We start from the raw sequence: 19,984 nt of genomic DNA, 5'->3' as shown, positions 1-19,984 counted from the left end.
GGTGGCGGCGGCTGATGGCCGGCTTCTGGCTGGTGGTCGCCGCCGTCTCGCTGACGGTCGTCGCCGTCTTCTGGCGGACCATCCCGGCGGACAACATGGAGCTGCGGATCGCGGGCCTCTCGGCGCCGGTCTCGATCGTCTTCGACGAGGCCGGCATCCCCCGCATCCGCGCCCGCACCGAACGGGACGGCGCCATCGCGCTCGGCTTCCTCCATGCGCGCGACCGCCTCTTCCAGATGGAGATGATGCGGCGCGGGGCGCAGGGCCGGCTGGCCGAGGTCGCGGGTGCCGCTGCCCTCCGCAACGACCGCTTCGTACGGCTGCTCGGCCTCGCCCGCCGCGCCGAGGACGACTACGCCGCGCTCGATGCCGAAAGCCGCGGCATGCTGGAGGCCTATTCCATCGGCGTGAACGCCTGGATCGGCGAGCGCGGCCGCCTCGCGGCGCCGGAATTCGTCGTCCTCGGCACGCCGGACTACTGGCAGCCCTCGCATTCGCTGCTCTGGGCGAAGGTGATGGGGCTCTGGCTCTCCGGCAACTGGCGCACGGAGCTCGAGCGCGCCCGGCTGGCCGGCGCCCTGCCCGGCGATCGGCTATGGGATCTCTGGCCCGCCGATCGCAGCGCGGGCCGGCCGGACATGGCGGCGCTGCCGGGGATGGAGCGGATCCTCGCCGCCATCCCCGTCTTCGGCGAGGATGCGCCGCTGCCCGACACCGCCTCCAACGCCTGGACCGTGGCGCGGGGCGCGGCCGGCGCGCCGATCCTCGCCTCCGACCCGCATCTCGGCTACGGCGCGCCCATCCTCTGGTACCTGGCGCGGATCGAGCTGCCCGATGGGCGCTTTGTCGCGGGCGGTACCGTCCCGGGGGTGCCGCTCGTGCTGATCGGCCGCAACGCCGACCTCGCCTGGGGCTTCACTACCACCCATTCCGACACGCAGGACGTCTTCCGCGAGCCGCAGAGCGCGGCGCGCATCGTGCGCACGGAGCTCATCCATGTCCGCGGCGAGCCCGACGTCACCCTGGAAGTGCGGGAGACAAGCAACGGCCCCGTCATCTCCGACCTGGACGAGACGCCGCGTGCGGGCGGCGAGGTGCTGGCCGTGCGCATGGCCAATCTGGAGCCGCACGACACCGCCGCCGCCGGCTTCCTGGCGCTGAACAGCGCCCGCAGCCTGGCCGAGGCACGGGCGGCGGCGGCGCTCATCACCTCGCCCTCACAGAACATGATGGTGGCGGACCGCGCCGGCGGCATCGCCATGTACCTCACCGGCCGCACGCCGGTCCGCAGCGCCGGCGACGGGAGCCTGCCGAGCCGCGGCTCCGAACCCTGGACGGGCTTCGTTCCCTTCGACGAGCTGCCGCATGTCGAGAACCCGGAGAGCGGCCTGCTGGTGAATGCCAATAACCGCGTGAGCCCGCCGGACCATCCGGCCTTCCTCTCGCGCGAATGGCACGGCGACTGGCGCTTCCGCCGCATCCACGAGCTGCTGGCCGAGCCTGCGCCGCGCGACGAGGACCACTTCGCCGCCATCCAGATGGATGCCGTCTCGCTGCTGGCGCGGGAGGCGCTGCCCGTGCTGAACGCGCTGCCCCGCGGCTCGGGCGAGCTCGGCACGGCGCAGGGCCTGCTGGCGGATTGGGACGGCGAGATGCGGGCGGACCTGCCGCAGCCCCTGATCTGGAATGCCTTCATGCGGCGCATGCCGGCGCTGGCCCTGGCCCGGGCCGGCATCACCACCGCGCCCGGCGGTCCGGAATTCCTCCGCTTCCTCCTGCTCGACGGCAATGCCAGCTGGTGGTGCGGCGGCGATTGCCGCGCCATGGCCGCCCTGGCCCTCGCCGAGGCGGTGACGGAGCTCTCCCGCGCCCATGGGCCGGATCCGACCGCCTGGCGCTGGGGCGCCGCCCATCAGGCGCGCTTCGAACATCCGTTGCTGCGCCTGGTGCCGGGGCTGAACCGCGCCATCGCGCTGGCGGTGCCGGCCTCGGGCGACGACCAGACGGTGCAGCGCCAGGGCATGGGGCCCACGGGCGGCTTCAACGCGGCGCATGGCGCGGGGCTGCGCCTGGTGGCGGACCTCGCCTCGCCGGACGGCCTGCACGCGGTCATCGCCACCGGCCAGTCGGGCAACCCGCTCTCCTCCCATTGGGGCGATATGCTCGGCAACTGGCATGACGGGCGGCTACGCCCGATCTCGCGCGAGCCCTCCGCGGTCTCGGGCCGCATTCGCCTCGCGCCGTGACCCGGCTTGCCGGCCGGGCCGACAGGCGGCAGACCTTGGGTATGGTGCAACCGATCCTCCTGGGCCTGCTGGCCGCTTTCGTGGGCTTCGCCTCCTCCTTCGCCGTGGTGCTGCAGGGCTTCACGGCGGTGGGCGCCTCGCCCGCCCAGGCCGCCTCGGGCCTCGTGATGCTCTGCCTGCTCATGGGGCTGCTGGGCGCGGGCTTCTCGATCGTCTGGCGCATGCCGATCTCCATCGCCTGGTCGACCCCGGGCGCGGCGCTACTGGCCACCAGCGGCATGCCGGAGGGCGGCTTCCCCGCGGCGGTGGGCGCCTTCCTCGCGGCCTCGGCGCTGCTGGTGGTCGCGGGGCTGTGGCGCCCCTTCGCCCGGGCCGTGGAGCGCATCCCCCCGGCCATCGCGGCGGCGATGCTGGCGGGCGTGCTGCTGGACCTCTGCCTCGCGCCGGTGCGGGCGGTGGGCGCCCTGCCCTGGCTGGCGCTGCCCGTGGTGCTGGTCTGGGCCGTGATGCTGCGCGTCCAGCGGCTCTGGGCCGTGCCGGCCGCGGTGCTGGTGGCGGTGATCGCGCTGGCGGCCGGCCCCGGCCTGCCGGGTGGCGGCGCCTGGCAGCCGCCCACGCTCGTCTGGGTCACGCCGAGCTTCGAATGGGGCGCTATGGTGGGCATCGCCCTGCCGCTGTTCCTGGTGACCATGGCCTCGCAGAACCTGCCGGGATTCGCGGTGCTCTCCGCCAATGGCTACGACATCAAGATGCGGCCGGTCTTCCTGGCGACGGGCGCGGGTAGTTTCCTGGGCGGCTTCTTCGGCGGGCAGCTGGTGAACCTCGCCGCGATCACGGCCGCGCTCTGCGCGGGGCCCGAGGCCCATCCCGACCCGAAGCGCCGCTGGATCGCGGGCGTCTTCGCAAGCCTCGGCTATCTCGGCTTCGCGCTGGTCGCGGGCGTCGCGGCCGCCGTGGTCGCGGCGGCGCCGCCCTTGCTGATCCAGGCCGTCGCCGGCCTCGCCCTGCTGGCGTCGCTCGCGGGGGCGCTGTCGATCGCGCTGGCGCAGGAGCCGACGCGCCTGCCGGCCATCGTCACCTTCGTCGTCGTCGCCTCCGGCCTCAGCGTCGGCGGGATCGGGCCGGCCTTCTGGGGGCTGGTCGCGGGCGGCGGGCTGATGTTCCTGCTGCGCAGGCCCGCCTAGCGCCCCAGGGCAACTATCCTCGGCGGGCGGCGAGGATGCCCTCCACCGCCTCCATGATGGAAAGCGCCTCGGCCAGGCTCGCCAGCTCGGTTTCCTCGCCGCGGGTCAGCGCCGCGAGCTTGTCGAGCTGCCCGGCCAGGGTCAGCGGCCGCATCTCCGCATTAGGCATGGCATCGGGCGCCGTGCGCCACTGGCCATCGGCCTCCAGCTTCTCGCCGTAGGACCAGTCGCGCAGCCGCAGCTGCCCCTTGCTGCCGATGATGGTGGTGAGATTGTGCTCGTCGGCCGTGGTGGTGCCGACGCCGCCGCTCAGCGTCACGGGCACGTCGCCGGCCCAGAGGCGCGCCGAAATGGCGGTCTCGGAGCCGTCGCCCTCGGGATAGGTCACGCCGGCCTCGGCCAGCCGCAGCGGGCCACCCCAGCGCTGGGCGAGGAAGAGGAAGTGCGAGACGACCTCGCGCGTGAAGCCGCCCTCGGCCCGCTTGGAGAGCCAGGAGGCCGCGTCCTTCTGCCAGCCGCGCGGCCAGCCGGCGAAGTCGGCCTTGATCTCGATGCGCTCAACGCGGCCGATCTCCGGGCGCCAGCGGCGCAGCTGCGCCACGGTCGGCGAGGAAGCCATTGGGAAGTTCACCGCAGCGCGCTGCCCGCGCGCGCCGGCCACGAATTCCCGCGCGGCGACGAGGTCGGAGGCCAGCGGCTTTTCCAGGAACAGCGCCTTGCCCGCCGCCAGCGCGGCCTTGCCGTGCGCGATGTGCGAGTCCGGCGGCGAGGCGACATAGACCGCATCCGCGGCGGCGATGACGGCGCCGGCCTCCGCGCTCATGCCGAGCTCGGGCGCGATGCCGGCCAGCCGCGCGGCTGCCGGGGCCGAAGGGTCCCACACGGCCACGACCTCGGTGCCGGGATGCGCCAGGGCCGCGCGCAGCAGCCGCTCGCCCATGATGCCAAGGCCGATGATGCCGAGTTTCAGACGGTCAGATGTCATAAGGCAGCCCCACATATTGCTCGGCCAGCGCCGTGCGCGCGGCTTCGGAATGCACCAGGTAGTCGAGCTCGGCCAGCTGGACGCGCGGCTCGAAGGCATCTTCCTCGGAGAATCGGTGCAGCAGCGCCGTCATCCACCAGGAGAATCGCTGCACCTTCCAGATGCGCTGGAGGCAGATCGCGCTGTAGCGGTCCATCAGCCCCTGGTCGCCCTGCCGGAAGAAGGAGGTCAGCGCGGCGGCCAGAACCCGCACGTCGGCGATCGCGAGGTTCATGCCCTTCGCACCGGTCGGCGGCACGATATGGGCGGCGTCGCCCGCCAGGAAGAGGCGGCCGTGGCGCATGGGTTCGGCCACGTAGCTGCGCATGGCGGTGAGGCCCTTTTGGACAATCCTGCCCCGGTTCACCGCGCCCAGGCGCGTGCCCAGCGCCTGCCAGATGCGCTCCTCCGGCCAGAGGGCCAGGTTCTCCTCGGGCGCGCATTGCAGGTAGAGCCGCGACAGATGCTGGCTGCGCATCGTGGCGAGCGCAAAGCCCTCCTCGTGGCGGGCATAGAGCAGCTCGGGACTGACCGGCGGCGCCTCGGCGAGGATGCCGAGCCAGGCGAAGGGATAGGTGCGCTCGTAGATGCGCAGGATCTCGGGCGGCATGGCCTCACGCGAAGGGCCGTGGAAGCCGTCGCAGCCGGCGATGACGTCGCAATGCAGCTCCTGCGGCACGCCCTCCTGCTTCCAGGTGAGGCGCGGGCGATCGGTGGCGATATCATGCAGCGCGACCTCTTCTGCCCCGAAATGCAGGGGCCGCCCGGTGGCGAGCCGGGCTGCGACCATGTCCTTCACCACCTCCTGCTGACCGTAGATGGTGACGCGCCGGCCGGTCAGCGCCTGCAGGTCGATGCGGTGGGAGGCGCCGGCGAAGCGCAGGGCCAGCCCGTCATGCGGCAGGCCCTCACGCCGCAGCCGCGCATCCAGCCCGGCCTCCGCCAGCGTGTCCACACTGCCCTGCTCGAGCAGGCCCGCCCGGATGCGGCTTTCGATATGGCTTCGGGAACGCGCCTCCAGCACGACGCTGTCGATGCCCTCCCGATTGAGCATCTGCGCCAGCAGAAGCCCAGCCGGCCCAGCCCCCACGATCCCGACCTGCGTGCGCCCGACCTGAGTGCGCATGGTTCAGCCCCGCTACACTTGGTTCCCCGATTGGCGCAGACTAACGCCGGAACACGAAATCAGGACAAGGAGTGAGCCATGGAACCCTCGCGCCGCATCGACGTCATCTCCGACGCGATCTGCCCCTGGTGCTGGATCGGCAAGACTAATCTGGACGCCGCCCTGGCCCTGATCGGCCCCGCCGCCGCGGATTTCGCGGTCCATTGGCGCCCCTTCCAGCTCAATCCCGAGATGCCGGCCGAAGGCGTGGAGCGGGCGAGCTACCGCGCGCAGAAATTCGGCAGCGTCGAGCGCGGCGCCGAACTGGATGCCAATGTCGCCGAGGCGGGCCGCAAGGTCGGCCTCGAGTTCCGGCACGACCTTATGCTGCGCACGCCCAACACCATCAATGCGCACCGGCTGCTGCAATGGGCCGGCCCGCGGCAGCACGAGATGGTCGAGGCGCTGTTCCGCGGCTACTTCCAGGAAGGCAAGGACGTCGGCGACCTCGCCACGCTGACGGAGATCGCCGCTTCGCTGGGCCTCGAGGCCGGAGAGTTCCTGGCCAGTGACGAGCTCGCCGAGCAGGTCCGTGCCGAGGATGCGTATTTCCGCCGCATCGGCATCTCCGGCGTTCCGAGCTTCGCGCTGGATGGACGCGTGCTGTTCAGCGGCGCCTATCCGGCCGAGCACATCGCCGAGGTGCTGACGCAGCCGCGCGCCGCCTGACGTCTTTCCCGGACCAACATCCCCCAGCCAGGAGCCGAACGCCATGCCCGTCGTGAACATCAACGCCGACATCGGCGAGAGCTTCGGCACCTGGCACAAGGGCAACGACCCGGCGGTGATGCCGCTCATCAACTCGGCCAACATCGCCTGCGGCATGAGCGCGGGCGACCCCACCGTGATGCACGAGACGGTGGCGCTGGCATTGAGGAACGGCGTCTCGATCGGCGCGCATCCCGGCTATAACGACATCTGGGGCTTCGGCCGCCGCGCGATGAAGATGAACCCGCGCGACATCGAATATCTCGTCGCCTATCAGATCGGCGCGCTGATGGGCATCGCCGCGATGCACGGCGCCAAGGTGACGCATGTGAAGCCGCATGGCGCGCTGCATAATGTCGGCATCGTCGACCCGGATGTGGCGGATGCCATGGCGCGCGGCGTGAAAGGCGTGGACCGCGATCTGATCTATGTCGGCCTCGCCCATTCGCACATCGAGAAGGCTGCCCATACGCACGGGCTGCGCTTCGCGGTGGAGGGCTACATCGACCGCATGTATGACGACGACGGCAACATCACCTCCCGCTTCAACGCGGATGCCGTACACAAGGATCCGGCGATCGCCGCCCGGCAAGCGGTAGCGATGGTGGTGGACAAGGTCATCCCCACCCGCGGCGGCAAGCACATCCCCGTCGAGGTCCATTCCCTCTGCCTGCATGCCGACGAGCCGACGGCGGAAGCGGTAGGCCGGGCGGCCCGCCAGGCGCTGCTGGATGCGGGCGTGGAGCTGAAGACGCTGCCGGAGATGGGGTTCTAGACCGAGAGCTGGTCGATTATTGACCTGCGGTCGGCGCCCCATTCGCGCTCCCATTATGGACTGACACAGCCGCGCGACGAGGACTGAACTGTGTTTGTCAGAGCGACTGTAGAGAACTACCAAGCGCATCACCACCCGATGGGGCGGGCCACGACAACAAAATCGGGAATAGAGATCCGTGGTGCGCCAACATCCTTTCCTCCCGTTGCTCGGGTCTGAGTGCTATCACTGGATACACATCCGAGGCGTTGTGATCACGATCATGTCAAATTTCACCAGAGGTCGGCACAGGCTTTCGCTTTGCTACCGAATCTTGGGTGTCGCCATGATCTTCGCTTTAGGTTCCTTTCCCGTCAGGTCCGGATCGGCTGGGGAGGTGGTCGCAAGCAACACGTCGGCCGTCACCCAGGCAGTACTCGGTATCATGAGCTATGTGCGCTGGCCTTCCGATCCAGCGGAGTTACAGCTTTGCGTACTTGCTGACGCAGCCTATGCCGGCGGCCTGCTTGCAACGCCCCACCGCGTCGCCAACCGGCCGACCACGACCAGGCGCATCGCCATAGAGAGCCCGACGCTGACCAGCGCCTGTCACGTCGCCTTTGTCGGGCGAACCAGTCCGGCGGAGCATGATCGGATATTTGCCCGCCTTGCCGGCCTCTCGGTCCTGACCATTACCGAAGACGATCCATCCTGCTCCGCTGGCGGCATGTTTTGCCTGAGTATCGCGGGTGGGCAGATCTCATTCCAGGTCAATCTCGATGCGATTGCCCGCAGCGGTCTGCGTGTTCACCCCAGCGTGCTTCGGTTAGGCCAGCGGCGGGGAGTTTCGCCGTGACAAAACCTACGCTTCGGTTGCCGACACTGCAGGCGGTGCTGTGGCGGGCGCATCTCGGTATCGTGCTTTTTGCTGTCCTGACCGTCGGCATCACCCTGACGGTCGCAGGCCTGGTCGCACTGCACGTGCATGCCGAGCAGAACCTGGCACTGATCGCTCGCTCCATGCGCTACACCGTCGAGGCGTCGGCGGTTTTCCGAGATCCGGTGGCCGCGGAAGAAGCGATCGCGCTGATTGCCAGTGCGGAAGACGTTGCCGAAGCAAAGGTGGTGCTTCACGACGGAAGAATCCTGGCGAACTGGGCGCGGCCCGGAGGCAGCCGCCTCGCGACCTGGCTGGAGCAGCGCCTTGCAGCCTTGCTGAACCCGCCCACCGTAACGCTTCCCATCGTCCACGAAGGTGCGCCGATCGCAAACCTGATTGTCCGCGGCCATGTCGGCGCGACATTCAACTTTCTCATATCCGGGCTTGGTGGCCTCGCGCTGTGCCTGGTGATCAGCGCGGGTGGCGCGATCTATCTGTCGCGACGCATGCGGCGAACCATCGTCAAACCTCTCGAGGCTCTGGCCGGCTTGGCACATGCAGTGCGTCAGGACCGCACCTTCAATTTGCGGGTCCCGCCAGCGAAGATCAAAGAGATCAACTCGCTCGGAGATGACTTCAACGCCTTGTTCGATGAGTTGGAGGTCTGGGACAAGCGCCTTCAAAAGGAAAACGCTTCGCTCGCTCATCAGGCGTCTCACGACACCCTTACCGGGCTGCCGAACCGTGCGTTCTTCATCCGCCAACTCAACCGCGCCATCCGAGATGCACAGCTGACAGGACACCGGGTCGCGGTGTTGTTCCTGGATTGCGACAAGTTCAAAGAGATCAACGACCGTCGTGGGCATGCCGCCGGGGATGCCGTGCTGGTGGCCATCGCGAAAGAACTTCAGGCGATTCTTCGCGCTGACGACCTGGTTGCCCGCTTCGGTGGCGACGAGTTCGTCGTGCTGTTGAAGCAACTGCGCCGGGTGGAGGACGCTACCCGCGTGGCCGACAGCATTGCTGCGAGCGTGACCCGGCCCATCGCCTTGCCGTCCGGCGACAAGATCACGGTATCACTGAGCGCCGGGATCGCCGTCTTCCCTGATCATGCGCAAGACGCGAGCGTCTTGATCCATCTGGCGGATTCGGCGATGTACCGCGTGAAGCGCGCACAACGGGGCGGCTGGCAGACCGCCAGTACCCAAGAGGATGCTGATGCCAAGGAAGACTCGGGAAACTAGGTGCTCCAGACGAGCGTTTCTCGCGGTCACGCCGCTCGGGCTGATCGCCGCTTGCCAGCGACGTCCCGGCCTGACCGCCGAGCAGATCGCACTGCTGAGGCGCGAGGGGTTTGAACCGATCGGCGATGATTGGAGCCTCGGCTTAAGCGACCGCATCCTCTTCGCCAGTACCCGTTCCGAATTGACCGCCGAAGCGCGCGGAACTGTAGAAAACCTTGGCCGCGCACTGCACGGGGTTGGCATCAACCGGATGCGGGTGGAAGGCCATACCGACAGTTATGGCGATGCGGCCTACAATGATCAGCTCTCTCAGCGCCGAGCGCAGGCGGTCGCTGATATGCTGGTCGGCATTGGCCTGCGCCAGGAGGATGTCGTGGTGCAGGGGCTGGGAAGCCGCGCGCCATTGCCTGGTGTGAGGTCCAACGAGAATCGACGGGTCGCCATTATCGTGCCTAATCAGTGAGGCAATCGCAGCTATCCGGCAGCGATGGGCCGCTACTGCACCGGCCCTACCGGGGCATGTTGCAAAGGCCTACAACCGCATCGTCCTCGTGAGCCGCGCGGGGTGTGTCGCGAGTGGGGCTCGGGCGGCTCTACGGACGGTAGACTAAGGTCGCTGTCATTTGGGTAACCGCCAACTCTGAGCCGACGAGTGCCTCAAGGAAGCCAGCCGGCCGCGGAATCCCCGTCGGCGGGTACGTGGTCGGTCGGGTCATGACAAGGGCCACTTTGTATCACCGAGGTGACCTAAGACCTTGTTTTGCCGAATAATCCTTACGGATCAAGTCCGTAGAATGGTGCTGTTGGGGAGGATTGAACTATCCTGACAGCAAAAATTATCGGGCGAAATCAGTACAATAGCTGCGCAGAAAACCCTACCGTTATACCGCCTCTTTATACCGGCGTCCAGCGGAGGAGGATTTCGCTGACCTCGGTGCTCAGCGTTGCTTCCGGAATTTAGCTAGGCCGGCAGTGTTGATGCCGAAGTTCCAGGCTCGGTTCGTCCAGTACGCGCCTTCCAAGAAAAGCTCGTTGCCTTCATGACGAAGTGTGAGGATCGCTGCTCCATGATGCGAGGGCGTATCCCCTGGCTTGGGTTCCAGTGTAGAATTATCAAATACGTAAGTAAGAGAAAATTCACCAGTTACATCATCTTTTCTCAATCCAGCCATTATTGTTTTGGATTTTGAATACCTATCATCAGTATTCATGATAACAGATAATGTAAGAAGCGTCGCTTTTATACGAATTTTGGCCGGGCGCGACAATAGCTCAATCTCGCTAACGTCTCCCGTGCCTCGCGCGGTAACTCGCGGCCAATTCGATCTCAGCTCCCCTACCCATTCGCCATCTAAATCAGGGAAAATCCCCGCGCCGAAATTTCGGCAGCACCAGGTGAACGCGCAGGTCTCGCCTAAGATGCCGAAGAAAAACATCGCCACTGCAATCCCGGTGGAGGCAGCGGTTATTCCGAACTGGGCCCATTTGTAGCCTGAGGGCACCTCAAAAAGGAGGCTGAAGGCCGCCACCAAGACCGCCAGACCGAATGCAGTCCAGGTGAAAGCTCGGAGCAACGCGCGAAGCCCGATGACTTGGTACATTCCCACAACACCTTGTGCCTTGAATACTCATGGACCACCATATATGCACGGTCAATCACCCATTGCGTGAGGTTCACCCTGTGGCCACGAACTTTCATCGCGTCCTCCGCGGCTCGGGCACTAAGCCCGATTTCCTGGGCGCAATTACTCTCTCGGAAACCGAGGAGAATGCTCTCCGCGACGCCCGCAATGTCATCCGGGAGTGCATCAGGACTGCCTTCCGGACGGTCGCAGATGATTCCTTGATGGCGAAGCGCCTACTCCTCAACGACGCTCCCCCGCTTTATCGTACGGACGAGTTCCTGCGCGGCTTCCGGCCAACTCCCCGCTTTCGTGGCCAGGGTAGCTACTCCTATAGAACCCTGAACGATCCGGTGCCTCAGCACACACCACCTCAGCACGTGGACTTGGACGACGGCACTTTTCTGCCAACGTCGTTCTTGAGCCAGAGTGGACGCCCCGCCATTGCGGCCAAGGCCTATTTCAAGGTTATTGAAGACGCCCTTCGTCCCCTCTGCATTCAGCGGGGTTGGACGCTCTGCGACAAGGGTCCTGACTGTAAGCCGTCCTGCGTTCGCGTTTTGCTTGACCGGAAGACCCACATCGACCTGCCGCTCTATGCCATCCCCGACGACGACTTCGAGAAGCTCGAGAAAGCCCTCCACTCGCAAGGGCTGACGATGGACGCGGCGGAGTTCGGTGATCAGGTCTACCGCAGTCTGCCTGAAGACCGCATCATGCTGGCGCGCAGGGACGGAAGTTGGGTCCAGTCCGACCCCCGTAAGCTGCATGACTGGTTCATCGGTGCCGTGAGCAAGCACAACCCGCATCTTCGCCACGTGTGCCGCTACCTTAAGGCGTGGCGCGACCAGCAGTGGGTCGACCCGGAGGCTGGCATCTCGTCGATCACGCTGATGGCTATGGCCGTTACGGCCTTCGAGGAGAATCGCCGCTTCTTGGACGCGAGCCGCGAGGACGAAGCTCTGATCGCTGTCGCGGACAGAATGCCGGCGCTTCTTAAGGGGCCCATCAGGAATCCCGTGCTTCCCAAGGACCCCGAGGCCAACCTGGATGCTGACTGGACCGACGCCGCTCGGGTAGGGTTCATCACGGCCGCGCAGAAGCTGCGGGAGGCACTGCACGAGGCCCAAAGCGCGACCCGCGCCGATGTTGCCCTCGCGCAGCTGACCAAATGCCTTGGCAAGCGGGTTCCCGCGGACGAAAGCCTCGTGGACGTCCTCGCGAGCGAAGAGGAGACGATCCTGGCGCGGCCGAGGACGTATATCCCTGCAACGGTCGTCGGGCGCACGAACTCAGGGTGACCCCCGGCGAGGCACAGCGGCAGATCACGGAGGCGCTCGCGCAAGTCGGCTTTCGGCATCTCGAAGATCGAGGCCTCGTCTACGTGGGCGCGGTGGCAATGGACACGAGGCCAATCCGGCTGGAGTTCTCGATCCCCTGCCTCGCGTTCTCCCGCATCCCGCGTGTACGCCTAACCCATCGAGCAGAAGACTTGCCCGGCATTTGGGCTCATATCGAGGATGAGGACTTCCTCTGCTTTGCCGCCCCAGGAACGTTGATCCTCAGCCACCATGATCCTGGTGGCTCAGTGCTCCTTGCCCTGGAGTGGGTGCACGCGACGCTTCGACGAATTCTCGGGCCGGACGGTCGACGGGACGTGGCAGCGGAATTTCCTCAGCACTGGCGCAGCAACACGCCCATCCATGTGGCTCTACCTCCCGACACGCCAGAGGGGATGGCGTCGATCCTGATGCTGCCGCGCCAGGGCGCCAAGGCCATGTCGGTGTTGACCCGGGGTTTGCCGTCCGGAGGGCACGATGGAGGAGCCATGGGCCAGCTTAGTCGGCCCGTTGCTGCACACGCCTGGATTGGCCGTACGGATCATGAGCTGAACCTAGGTCCTCCTGGCGTGCCGCAGAACTTGCGCCAGTTCCTCGATTGGGTGGAAGGCATCGATCAGGGTTTGGTTGAGCGGCTCTCCGCCGCCGCTGCTCGCCATTTCTTCAAAGAGGACGTCCACCTATTCGTGCTCGGTCCAAACGGCTGCATAGGCGTCCAGCTCCTCCTTCCGCGGCTTTGGCAGCAAGCAGCTAGCACCAAGCAGTTCTGGTCGAGCCGCATCGTGCAGGGCGCGGAAAGGATTGAGGTGATTCGGCTGAGAGGGGTCCGGATGGACGTTGAGCACGCGGTCACGAGAAACCTGCCGGGGCGCCCCAGCCTTTCGGCCCGTCTCATTGTCCTTGTTGGCTGCGGCTCCATCGGAAGTCACCTCGCGCGGCTCCTCATTCAGTGCGGCGCAGGGTTTGGCGGAGGGCGCCTGGTCCTTTTGGACATGGACACCCTCGCCACCGGAAATCTCGGGCGGCACTGGCTTGGAGCTGCACACATCGGATCTGGCAAAGCTGCCGCGTTGGCCAGCGAGTTGGAGCGGTTCGCTCCAGGCGTGGCGGTCCAGGGGATCGGAGAGGACGCTATGGATCGGCTGGGTCTGCTCAGCCGAGCTGACCTGCTCATCGACGCGACGGGCGAGGAAGGCCTTTCTCGCGCCCTGAACCGTGAACTCGTTGAACGGCGACCGACCTCGCCCGACGCGATTTTTGTTTGGCTAGTCGGCCAGGGAGCTGCTGCTCAAGCGCTCTATGTCGCCTCGAACGCTGAGGGCCGGGGTTGTTTAGATTGCTGCTTCCCGTTCGGCTCTAGGCCAGCTGTGCTTCGCGAGAACGCCACTCTGGATGCGGTGCCGGCAGCGTGCGGCGAGGCCGATTTCATGCCCTATGGCGTGGCCGCTCCTGCGATGGCGGCGGGCCTTGCAGCGGCGATGGCATTGGAATGGGCCGGGGGCGGCGTGCAGCCATCGTTCCGGACTTTGCGCGTCGATCACTCGGCCACAAATTCTGTGCCGGATACGGACGTGATGGCTCGGACGGATTGTCCCACGTGCGGCGCTGCCGCGCCGTGACCCTGCGTGTCCTGGTTTACCACGCGGTTTGTGAGGAACTGGACCGCTTAGTGGGTGTCTGCAGAGGCCAGCCAGAGGCTGGCGGGATTTTGCTCGGTGCTTATCGCGGCCGCGACATGGAACTGACAGCGATGACGCACCCAGGACCGAAGGACGACCGTCAGGCATTTTCCTTCGGCCGATCCGATCCACTCCATCAACGGGCCCACGATCTGGCTTGGACCGCTTCCGACGGCACGGTGGGGTATGCCGGTGAATGGCACACCCACCCCTTGGGTGGCCCGACCCCGTCGTCGATAGACATTCGGACCTGGAGGTCTGAGGTGAAGCGGGTGGGGCGGCCCATGGCATTCGCCGTTGCTGCTCCGAGCGGATGGGGACTTTTTGTCGTCAGGCCGCGTTTTGCATGGTCAACACGAGCACGGCTTAAGCCCGGCCTAGCCGGCCGAGTAGGCACGATTTTTTCCTAGTTTTGGACAGCGTGAACGGCGTCGGCGGACGACGAGTTTCGCCACCATCGAGCAGCCTAGAGTAGCGTCCCCGCCGCGGCCGGAGGAGGCGCCTTTGTGCACCATGGGTCAGCGGTGCGCCGCATGACGATGAGGTCGTCTGGGAAGCAGCGGCTTTGGAAGCCGAGCACGTCTTCATAGGAGCCTTGCAGCCAGCGCTCCGCTCCCATTCGTCTGGCATCAGCAGCACGGGCATCCGATCATAAACCGTTCGGATGGCCTCGTTGCACTCCGTCATGACACCTGAGTAGACCGCCCCTCCCATTCGCCGCTCTGCCGCCACAGGCCCCCAGGCGAAGATCGGCTGGTCCTTCACGCTGAACCGCGTCCGGGTCGGCCTACACGCCAGTGCTGAGACGGTGGCGCTCCCCATGTTCGCGGCTGCCCTCCAGAAGCGCCGGGCTATAATCCCCGCCACAGAATACACTAGCGCAACACGAATGGGGCGGAGGGTGGCCGGCGGTTTGGCATCTCGCGCCGCGATAGGAAGCCGCTTGGCCTCGCTGGGCTTTGGAGACGCTACAGCTCCTCGGACGACGCAGTGACAGGCTACTACTGTGTCATCACTACCGAGGCGAATCAGCTGGCCGCGTCCACTCACGTTAGTGTACCGCGGCTTCAATGGAAAACTTCGGGATTTGGCTCGTGGACTTGCCGGCAATCGGTGACGCTGCATTGGCCGGACGAAGACCATGCATCTCGGGCACGTACAGGCCCACGATACGGGCGCGCCGGCCGAGGGGATTACGCGGCCGGTTCGGTTCCACAACGGCGAATCTGGAAGTACCAAAGGTAGAGTACGATGTCTTTCGGTTTGTTGCGCATTTAGATATGTTGAGATTGTTCGGATTAATTCCGCCAAGGATGATCATATGAGCGTTGATGCAATCAGGCATATTAGACTTCTTCAAATCGAACGTTTTTTGCGACCGATTGAAACTCTAGCTTGGGTGCTGGCTGGAATTTGGCTTGTTATTGATATATACTTGGCAATAATCGAAAATTGGCTTCCGGATGAAAATATTTCGACCGCAATATCTAGGTCTGGAAGGTACATAATTGGACCGGCCCTCACCGGTGTGCTAGGGATAACCGTATTATTTTCCTTTTGGGTAAATACAAAGAAGCTTCCTGTCAGTTATTTTATCTCTTTGTATGTGAATTTTTTATTAGATATTAAAGAAATTGGCTCGACAAAAAATAAACTCGTAGGAAAAGCGGTCTTTGGCCGTGAAATTGTCGATCTTGTGGATGAATCCCTTAAGTCGAAAGTGATCGATAAAGCACATGATCCACGAACCCTGATGGCTGAACTATCAAGGGACAGTGCAAGGATAGCAGCAGGAATATTGCGAAAGTCCAACATGTGCTTAGTCATCGGGACTGGCATATCTTTTGTTGGTCTCATGTTCTTTTATATGGTCAATATAAATAGAAATCTTGAATTTGTTAATATATATACATATATTGTGTCTTATATACCTTCATTCTCAATTTTATTTTTTATTGAATTCATCGCTTTATATTTCTTAAGGCAGCACCGTACATCTATGGATGAATATAGATATTTCGAAAATATAAAAAGAGCACGAGAAGAAAATTTAGTTATTCTTCATATGTTTACAGAAAATAAAACAATTACGCCAACAAAAGATGTTCTGATGGCCATGACTATTTATTCAAACGCCGGCAAGCTGGGAAAAGATGAAACCACTGATCTAATTGAGGCAAGAAAACTTCAGAAAGACGAAATGGTTCTCATCGAGAAAATAATTGAATCACTATCCCTACTCCGCCGAGGTGGAAGCCAATCCAGAACCTGACTGACGATCAATATTGACTGGAGCGCCTTTCGAACGAGGAGCTGAGGGGTATTGCCCACCAAACTTCACGGGATCATTCCTGATATATCTACCCGGGTTAAACCGAGTGGCTGCGGCCGTTCGAAAATTGGCCAGGGATTTGCGAGCGTATACGATCGCCCGCGCGAAGCGGCTGCCCCCCCCCCCACGCCCCCAGCCCATTCCGGGGCGCGTGGGTGGGGGCGCCTGGGCTAGGTGGCGGCAGAGATTCTGCTGACTTCAGAGGCAGCTCCGTATCGGTGGATTGGCCTGGAGTACCGTGAGGCAACCCGCGGTGCCCCTGCGAGGCCTACCGCAAGCACGCTAAGAGCTGCTCGCAAGCCCCGCCCCGCTGCCGGTCGGGCCCTGTCCGGCTATGCGGAAACCTCTCTCAAGAAGCCAGCGGCAATCCCGCGGAAATCCTCGCTGCTGGGATGGCTCATTTTCCATGCGGAAACCACTTGATTTCCGTATAGTCGTCTGAAATGATTCTCGGGCCAATGACAGAGGCTCCGATGTTGCAACAAAACGTTCTGATGTTTCCGTCCGCACCGCGCGTCGCGCGCGGCCTGTCCGATGCCGAGTTGAGCGCCATCACAGCCTGGGCCTATCGCCGTGGCTTGGCCGCTGAGCCTGATGCCGTGGAGGGTGGCGGGGAGCGGTTCATGGCGCTCGTGGCGCCCGAGCATTGGGGCCGAATTGGCGAAGCGCTAGAGGGGCTTCATGTCTTTCGCAAAGGTGCCCAGGTGCTCGCCGTTGTGGGGGAGGAGGTGTTGGCTTCTGGCCGGAACATGGCCGAGACGCTGGCCACATTGGAGGCATGGATCCCCGGCGCCCCACGCGCTGTGGATGCCTGATCCACATGGCCAGCAAACCCGAACGCGCCGCGTTCTATCTCCGCGTCAGCACCGATGGACAGACCACGGAGAACCAGCGTCACGCGCTCACAGAAATCGCGGAGCGGCGCGGCTGGAAGGTGGTCGCCGAATATGAGGACGCCGGCATAAGCGGTGCGAAGGGGCGAGATAAGCGCCCTGGCTTCGACAAAATGCTCAAGGACGCTGTGCGGCGCCGCTTCGACGTGCTGATGGTGTGGGCAGTGGACCGCCTTGGACGCTCATCCGCTACTGCGCTTACCGCCCTGGACGACCTGCACAGCGCAGGTGTGGATGTCTTTGTTGAGCGCCAAGCTCTGGATACGACGTCGCCGTATGGGAAAGCCATGTTCGGGATCGCCGCAGTCTTTGCCGAGCTTGAGCGCGGCCTGATCCGCGACCGGATTATCGCCGGCCTCGCGCATGTGAAGAAGCATGGGCCGCGTCCAAACAAGAAACCCATCGGCCGGCCCAGCGTGTCCGCGGACAAGGAGGCGGCGATCCGTGAACGCTTGGCCCTGGGGCACGGCATTCTGCGAGTTGCGCGAGAGGTGGGGGTCGGGTCCAGCGTTGTCCAGCGCGTCAAGGCAGCAGCATCAGAAACGCGGCAGAATGCGGACGCGCCAGAAGCTGCGCTTCGGAACCAACGGTCGGAGTCCGAATAGGCGCTCATCGACAGCAATACGCATACTGCACGACGCCAGGTCGCGAACTATACGAGCAATAAGCCAGCGGTATGGTCTTCGCCACTGCGCGGGAGATTGGCGAATGCCTAAGAGCTTTCTGGGCCCTTTCAACGAGTATGACGCGCGCGTGATCCAATTTTGGGCCATGCCCAGGCCGTTCCGAGTTTCGCTCTGCCTCACCGATTTGGGGGAGGAGTATTATGCTTTGGAGCCGGAGTATTGTTGGCGCGACGCGGACGAAGTCCTGGCTGACCTCCACGTCATCCGTCTTGGGCGTCGGGTGCTGGCGGTCAGTGGGGACAGGGAACTGGCATCGGGACCGACGATGGCGGACGCGCTCAACGCACTCGCACGGCGCCTCCCGGATGGCCCGAGGCTCCGCGACGCGTCACCTCGACCCATTGGGCCACGGGGCGGCAGCCCCGGGCGTCGGGGCACCTGCCGGCAAGAAGATCATAGCCCTGCCCCCGAGGCCGAGGCGCCGGCTCAATCCACCGAGGAGGCGAGAGGGCCATTGGTGCCGGTGGGGCGGGGGCAGCCTATGGAATTGCCTATCGGTGATTGGCGGCGGCGCCTCCAGACCTATCAGGTGGGCCGACTCATGGTTCCCAAAGAACAGGCCGTTCCTGCATCCGAAATTCAGGAGGCGCGGCGAGCGCAAGCCCACGCAAAGTATCTGCGCGCCCGCGACCGCGCCAGTCGCACCGCACGGTCTAAGGAAGAGATGGACCCGTGATGTCCGACCTATCGACTGCCGATGCCCCGCCTCCTGCGCGCGAAGCGTGGCACGTGCCGAACCTCGCATTCACGACGCCCGCCGGGAAATCCTTGGCGCGTGCGGTGCGGACCACGCTGGACGGCCTCCAGGTCCGTCAGCGGGCCATGCGCGCTCTAGCGGCAGCGCGTTGGCAGCAGACGGTGGAAAGCCTCTCAGCCGGCTTGGCGAAGGCGCATCTCGGCGGTTACCCGGGCGGCCTCGCGGTGTCCCTGGCGAAGCCCAGGGGCCCCGCTGAGGCGTCCCGATATGCTGTCACCCCCCTGCCCGTGCCGATGATGCGAGCCGCCGTGCAGGGGCTTCAAGTCGCGGGGCTGGCGTCGCTGGAGATCGGGAGGGTCGGAAGGCGCTCCACGCTGCACCCGACTTCGCGCTTCGCGGAAATGATCGCAGCGCACGGCGCCTTGCTCGCAGACGTGCGCACTGCCGCTGGTCATCAGGAAGTGCTGGTACTTCGCGACGCCAAACGGGAGCGGCAGGACCGGGGCGACCTGGTTGAGTATGCCGACACTGCGCAAACCCAGGCACTCCGGCGGGAGGTGGAGGCGCTGAACTCCTGGCTCGCAGAGACGGACCTGATCGTGACCGCAGATGGACCACCCGTGGACACCACCGAACGCCGCCTTCGTCGTATCTTCAACCGCCCCATCGTCCCCAACAGTGCCGAGGACTTCGCGGCTGGCGGGCGCCTCTATGGCGGCTTCTGGCAGCCCATGCCGGGGCGGGCTCGGCTGCGCCGTCTTCGCATCGGCGGCGAGCGCGTTGCGGCGGTGGACTGGTCGGCAGCGTGGCTGCGCATCGCGTATGCGCACTGCGGCAGCGAGCCTCCTGACGGCGACCTCTATGCGTCCATCGGGCCTTGGCGTCGGGACGCCTTGAAGACGGCGGTGGGCGCACTCCTTGTAGCCCACGACGAAGTCACACGGTTCCCCCAGGGAGTTCGGGAGCTATTCGGGAAGACTGCTCGTTGGCGCGACGTGCGAGGCGCCATCTTCAAGGCTCATCCTCCCATTGAGACGATCACAGGAACCGAGTTCGGTCTTCATGCGATGTGCCTGGAGGCAACAGCGCTCCTGTGCGCGCTGGAGCGGATGCGGTCGAAGAGTATCGTTGCCCTCCCCGTCCATGACGCCGTCGTGGTCCCTGCGATCCACGCGGACGCGGCGCAGCGGATCATGGAGGAAAGCTTCCGGGCCGTCATAGGCGTCCGGGGCATGGCGATGGTGAAGATCGCCGAGGACGACGCGGAGCGCATGACCCCTGCGCTCTGACGCGCGCCTCCGCGCTTCCATCCAAGCGTGAGGACGGTCGCTGGTTCGTGGTCTGGTCCATCGCGGCACATCCATTGGTGCACCCCTAGGTCTCCATAAGGGAGGCAGATAAGGCCCGTACGGTCTGCGCGCCCGCATCGCGAATGGCGGCGGCGAGACGCGCTGCCATGAAGGAAGGTGGCCCGGGGACGCTGCTGAGCGGGGATTGCGCCCTCCGCATCCGCTTCCCCAGGCCATCTCG

18 protein-coding genes are annotated in these 19,984 nt (G+C 64.8%); 15 read left to right on the top strand and 3 right to left on the bottom strand.

From position 1 onward, the window contains the following. Positions 1-14 precede the first annotated feature (14 nt). Together KHU32_RS09890 and KHU32_RS09885 are read left to right on the top strand one after the other, a co-directional pair. A complete protein-coding gene (locus KHU32_RS09890) occupies positions 15-2,246 on the top strand; it encodes a penicillin acylase family protein (protein ID WP_249680931.1) in 2,232 nt (743 codons plus the stop codon). A 41-nt stretch (positions 2,247-2,287) separates the two neighbouring features. Beyond that, positions 2,288-3,430, top strand: coding sequence for a benzoate/H(+) symporter BenE family transporter (locus tag KHU32_RS09885; protein ID WP_213669936.1), 1,143 nt, complete (start codon positions 2,288-2,290; stop codon positions 3,428-3,430). A gap of 13 nt (positions 3,431-3,443) precedes the next feature. On the opposite strand, the gene KHU32_RS09880 is transcribed toward KHU32_RS09885, so the two are convergent. Then, the gene (locus tag KHU32_RS09880; RefSeq protein WP_213669935.1) at positions 3,444-4,415 is read right to left on the bottom strand and encodes a Gfo/Idh/MocA family protein; all 972 of its coding nucleotides are present in this window, start codon (positions 4,413-4,415) and stop codon (positions 3,444-3,446) included. Further along, entirely contained in the window at positions 4,405-5,580 is a 1,176-nt protein-coding gene (locus KHU32_RS09875) for a 4-hydroxybenzoate 3-monooxygenase (protein WP_213669934.1), read from the bottom strand. The genes KHU32_RS09880 and KHU32_RS09875 overlap by 11 nt, the downstream gene beginning before the upstream one ends. A gap of 78 nt (positions 5,581-5,658) precedes the next feature. On the opposite strand from KHU32_RS09875, the gene KHU32_RS09870 reads away from it, so the two are divergent. The 5 genes from KHU32_RS09870 (at position 5,659) to KHU32_RS09850 (ending at position 9,668) form a co-directional block, all read left to right on the top strand. Then, entirely contained in the window at positions 5,659-6,288 is a 630-nt protein-coding gene (locus tag KHU32_RS09870; RefSeq protein WP_213669933.1) for a DsbA family oxidoreductase, read from the top strand. Between the two features lie 43 nt (positions 6,289-6,331). Beyond that, on the top strand, positions 6,332-7,102 hold the full coding sequence (locus KHU32_RS09865; protein WP_213669932.1) for a LamB/YcsF family protein: 771 nt from the start codon (positions 6,332-6,334) through the stop codon (positions 7,100-7,102). Positions 7,103-7,364: 262 nt separating this feature from the next. Beyond that, positions 7,365-7,937: a YfiR family protein gene (locus KHU32_RS09860; protein WP_347265534.1), complete on the top strand. Its 573-nt coding sequence runs from the start codon at positions 7,365-7,367 to the stop codon at positions 7,935-7,937. Continuing rightward, complete coding sequence (locus tag KHU32_RS09855) at positions 7,934-9,205, top strand: diguanylate cyclase domain-containing protein (protein WP_213669930.1); 1,272 nt, start codon at positions 7,934-7,936, stop codon at positions 9,203-9,205. The genes KHU32_RS09860 and KHU32_RS09855 overlap by 4 nt, the downstream gene beginning before the upstream one ends. Further along, entirely contained in the window at positions 9,180-9,668 is a 489-nt protein-coding gene (locus tag KHU32_RS09850) for an OmpA family protein (protein ID WP_213669929.1), read from the top strand. The genes KHU32_RS09855 and KHU32_RS09850 overlap by 26 nt, the downstream gene beginning before the upstream one ends. 475 nt (positions 9,669-10,143) lie before the next feature. Here the strand turns inward: KHU32_RS09850 and KHU32_RS09845 are convergent, their stop codons facing one another. After that, a complete protein-coding gene (locus tag KHU32_RS09845) occupies positions 10,144-10,806 on the bottom strand; it encodes a Cap15 family cyclic dinucleotide receptor domain-containing protein (RefSeq protein WP_213669928.1) in 663 nt (220 codons plus the stop codon). 29 nt (positions 10,807-10,835) lie between these two features. Between KHU32_RS09845 and KHU32_RS09840 the strand changes: the two genes are divergently transcribed. The 8 genes from KHU32_RS09840 (at position 10,836) to KHU32_RS09810 (ending at position 19,743) form a co-directional block, all read left to right on the top strand. Beyond that, entirely contained in the window at positions 10,836-12,128 is a 1,293-nt protein-coding gene (locus KHU32_RS09840) for a CBASS cGAMP synthase (RefSeq protein WP_283771043.1), read from the top strand. Further along, positions 12,125-13,786 (top strand): ThiF family adenylyltransferase, encoded by a 1,662-nt coding sequence (locus tag KHU32_RS23450; RefSeq protein WP_213669926.1) that lies wholly within the window; start codon positions 12,125-12,127, stop codon positions 13,784-13,786. The genes KHU32_RS09840 and KHU32_RS23450 overlap by 4 nt, the downstream gene beginning before the upstream one ends. Then, positions 13,765-14,256: a Mov34/MPN/PAD-1 family protein gene (locus KHU32_RS09830; protein ID WP_347265533.1), complete on the top strand. Its 492-nt coding sequence runs from the start codon at positions 13,765-13,767 to the stop codon at positions 14,254-14,256. Before KHU32_RS23450 ends, KHU32_RS09830 begins: the two co-directional genes overlap by 22 nt. A gap of 508 nt (positions 14,257-14,764) precedes the next feature. Beyond that, entirely contained in the window at positions 14,765-15,091 is a 327-nt protein-coding gene (locus KHU32_RS23530) for an SOS response-associated peptidase family protein (RefSeq protein WP_408887844.1), read from the top strand. Positions 15,092-15,167: 76 nt separating this feature from the next. Next, the gene (locus KHU32_RS09825; protein ID WP_213669924.1) at positions 15,168-16,118 is read left to right on the top strand and encodes a hypothetical protein; all 951 of its coding nucleotides are present in this window, start codon (positions 15,168-15,170) and stop codon (positions 16,116-16,118) included. A 533-nt stretch (positions 16,119-16,651) separates the two neighbouring features. Next, positions 16,652-16,993, top strand: coding sequence for a hypothetical protein (locus tag KHU32_RS09820; protein ID WP_213669923.1), 342 nt, complete (start codon positions 16,652-16,654; stop codon positions 16,991-16,993). Between the two features lie 5 nt (positions 16,994-16,998). Then, entirely contained in the window at positions 16,999-17,676 is a 678-nt protein-coding gene (locus KHU32_RS09815; protein WP_213669922.1) for a recombinase family protein, read from the top strand. A 756-nt stretch (positions 17,677-18,432) separates the two neighbouring features. Beyond that, positions 18,433-19,743 carry a hypothetical protein gene (locus tag KHU32_RS09810; protein WP_213669921.1) on the top strand — a complete coding sequence of 437 codons (1,311 nt, stop codon included), beginning with the start codon at positions 18,433-18,435 and terminating at the stop codon, positions 19,741-19,743. The last annotated feature ends 241 nt before the right edge of the window (positions 19,744-19,984 follow it).

This window comes from Roseococcus pinisoli (assembly GCF_018413645.1).
Lineage (GTDB): Bacteria > Pseudomonadota > Alphaproteobacteria > Acetobacterales > Acetobacteraceae > Roseococcus > Roseococcus pinisoli.
The sequence above is the reverse complement of the archived record's forward strand: the minus strand, read 5'-3'. Positions and strand labels throughout refer to the sequence as shown.

Excerpts from the sequence above, each read along its gene's own strand:
- KHU32_RS09890 (WP_249680931.1), top strand. The coding sequence starts at position 15 with ATGGCCGGCTTCTGGCTGGTGGTCGCCGCCGTCTCGCTGACGGTCGTC.
- KHU32_RS09885 (WP_213669936.1), top strand. The coding sequence starts at position 2,288 with ATGGTGCAACCGATCCTCCTGGGCCTGCTGGCCGCTTTCGTGGGCTTC.
- KHU32_RS09880 (WP_213669935.1), bottom strand. The coding sequence starts at position 4,415 with ATGACATCTGACCGTCTGAAACTCGGCATCATCGGCCTTGGCATCATG.
- KHU32_RS09875 (WP_213669934.1), bottom strand. The coding sequence starts at position 5,580 with ATGCGCACTCAGGTCGGGCGCACGCAGGTCGGGATCGTGGGGGCTGGG.
- KHU32_RS09870 (WP_213669933.1), top strand. The coding sequence starts at position 5,659 with ATGGAACCCTCGCGCCGCATCGACGTCATCTCCGACGCGATCTGCCCC.
- KHU32_RS09865 (WP_213669932.1), top strand. The coding sequence starts at position 6,332 with ATGCCCGTCGTGAACATCAACGCCGACATCGGCGAGAGCTTCGGCACC.
- KHU32_RS09860 (WP_347265534.1), top strand. The coding sequence starts at position 7,365 with ATGTCAAATTTCACCAGAGGTCGGCACAGGCTTTCGCTTTGCTACCGA.
- KHU32_RS09850 (WP_213669929.1), top strand. The coding sequence starts at position 9,180 with ATGCCAAGGAAGACTCGGGAAACTAGGTGCTCCAGACGAGCGTTTCTC.
- KHU32_RS09845 (WP_213669928.1), bottom strand. The coding sequence starts at position 10,806 with ATGTACCAAGTCATCGGGCTTCGCGCGTTGCTCCGAGCTTTCACCTGG.
- KHU32_RS09840 (WP_283771043.1), top strand. The coding sequence starts at position 10,836 with ATGGACCACCATATATGCACGGTCAATCACCCATTGCGTGAGGTTCAC.
- KHU32_RS09825 (WP_213669924.1), top strand. The coding sequence starts at position 15,168 with ATGAGCGTTGATGCAATCAGGCATATTAGACTTCTTCAAATCGAACGT.
- KHU32_RS09820 (WP_213669923.1), top strand. The coding sequence starts at position 16,652 with ATGTTGCAACAAAACGTTCTGATGTTTCCGTCCGCACCGCGCGTCGCG.
- KHU32_RS09815 (WP_213669922.1), top strand. The coding sequence starts at position 16,999 with ATGGCCAGCAAACCCGAACGCGCCGCGTTCTATCTCCGCGTCAGCACC.
- KHU32_RS09810 (WP_213669921.1), top strand. The coding sequence starts at position 18,433 with ATGTCCGACCTATCGACTGCCGATGCCCCGCCTCCTGCGCGCGAAGCG.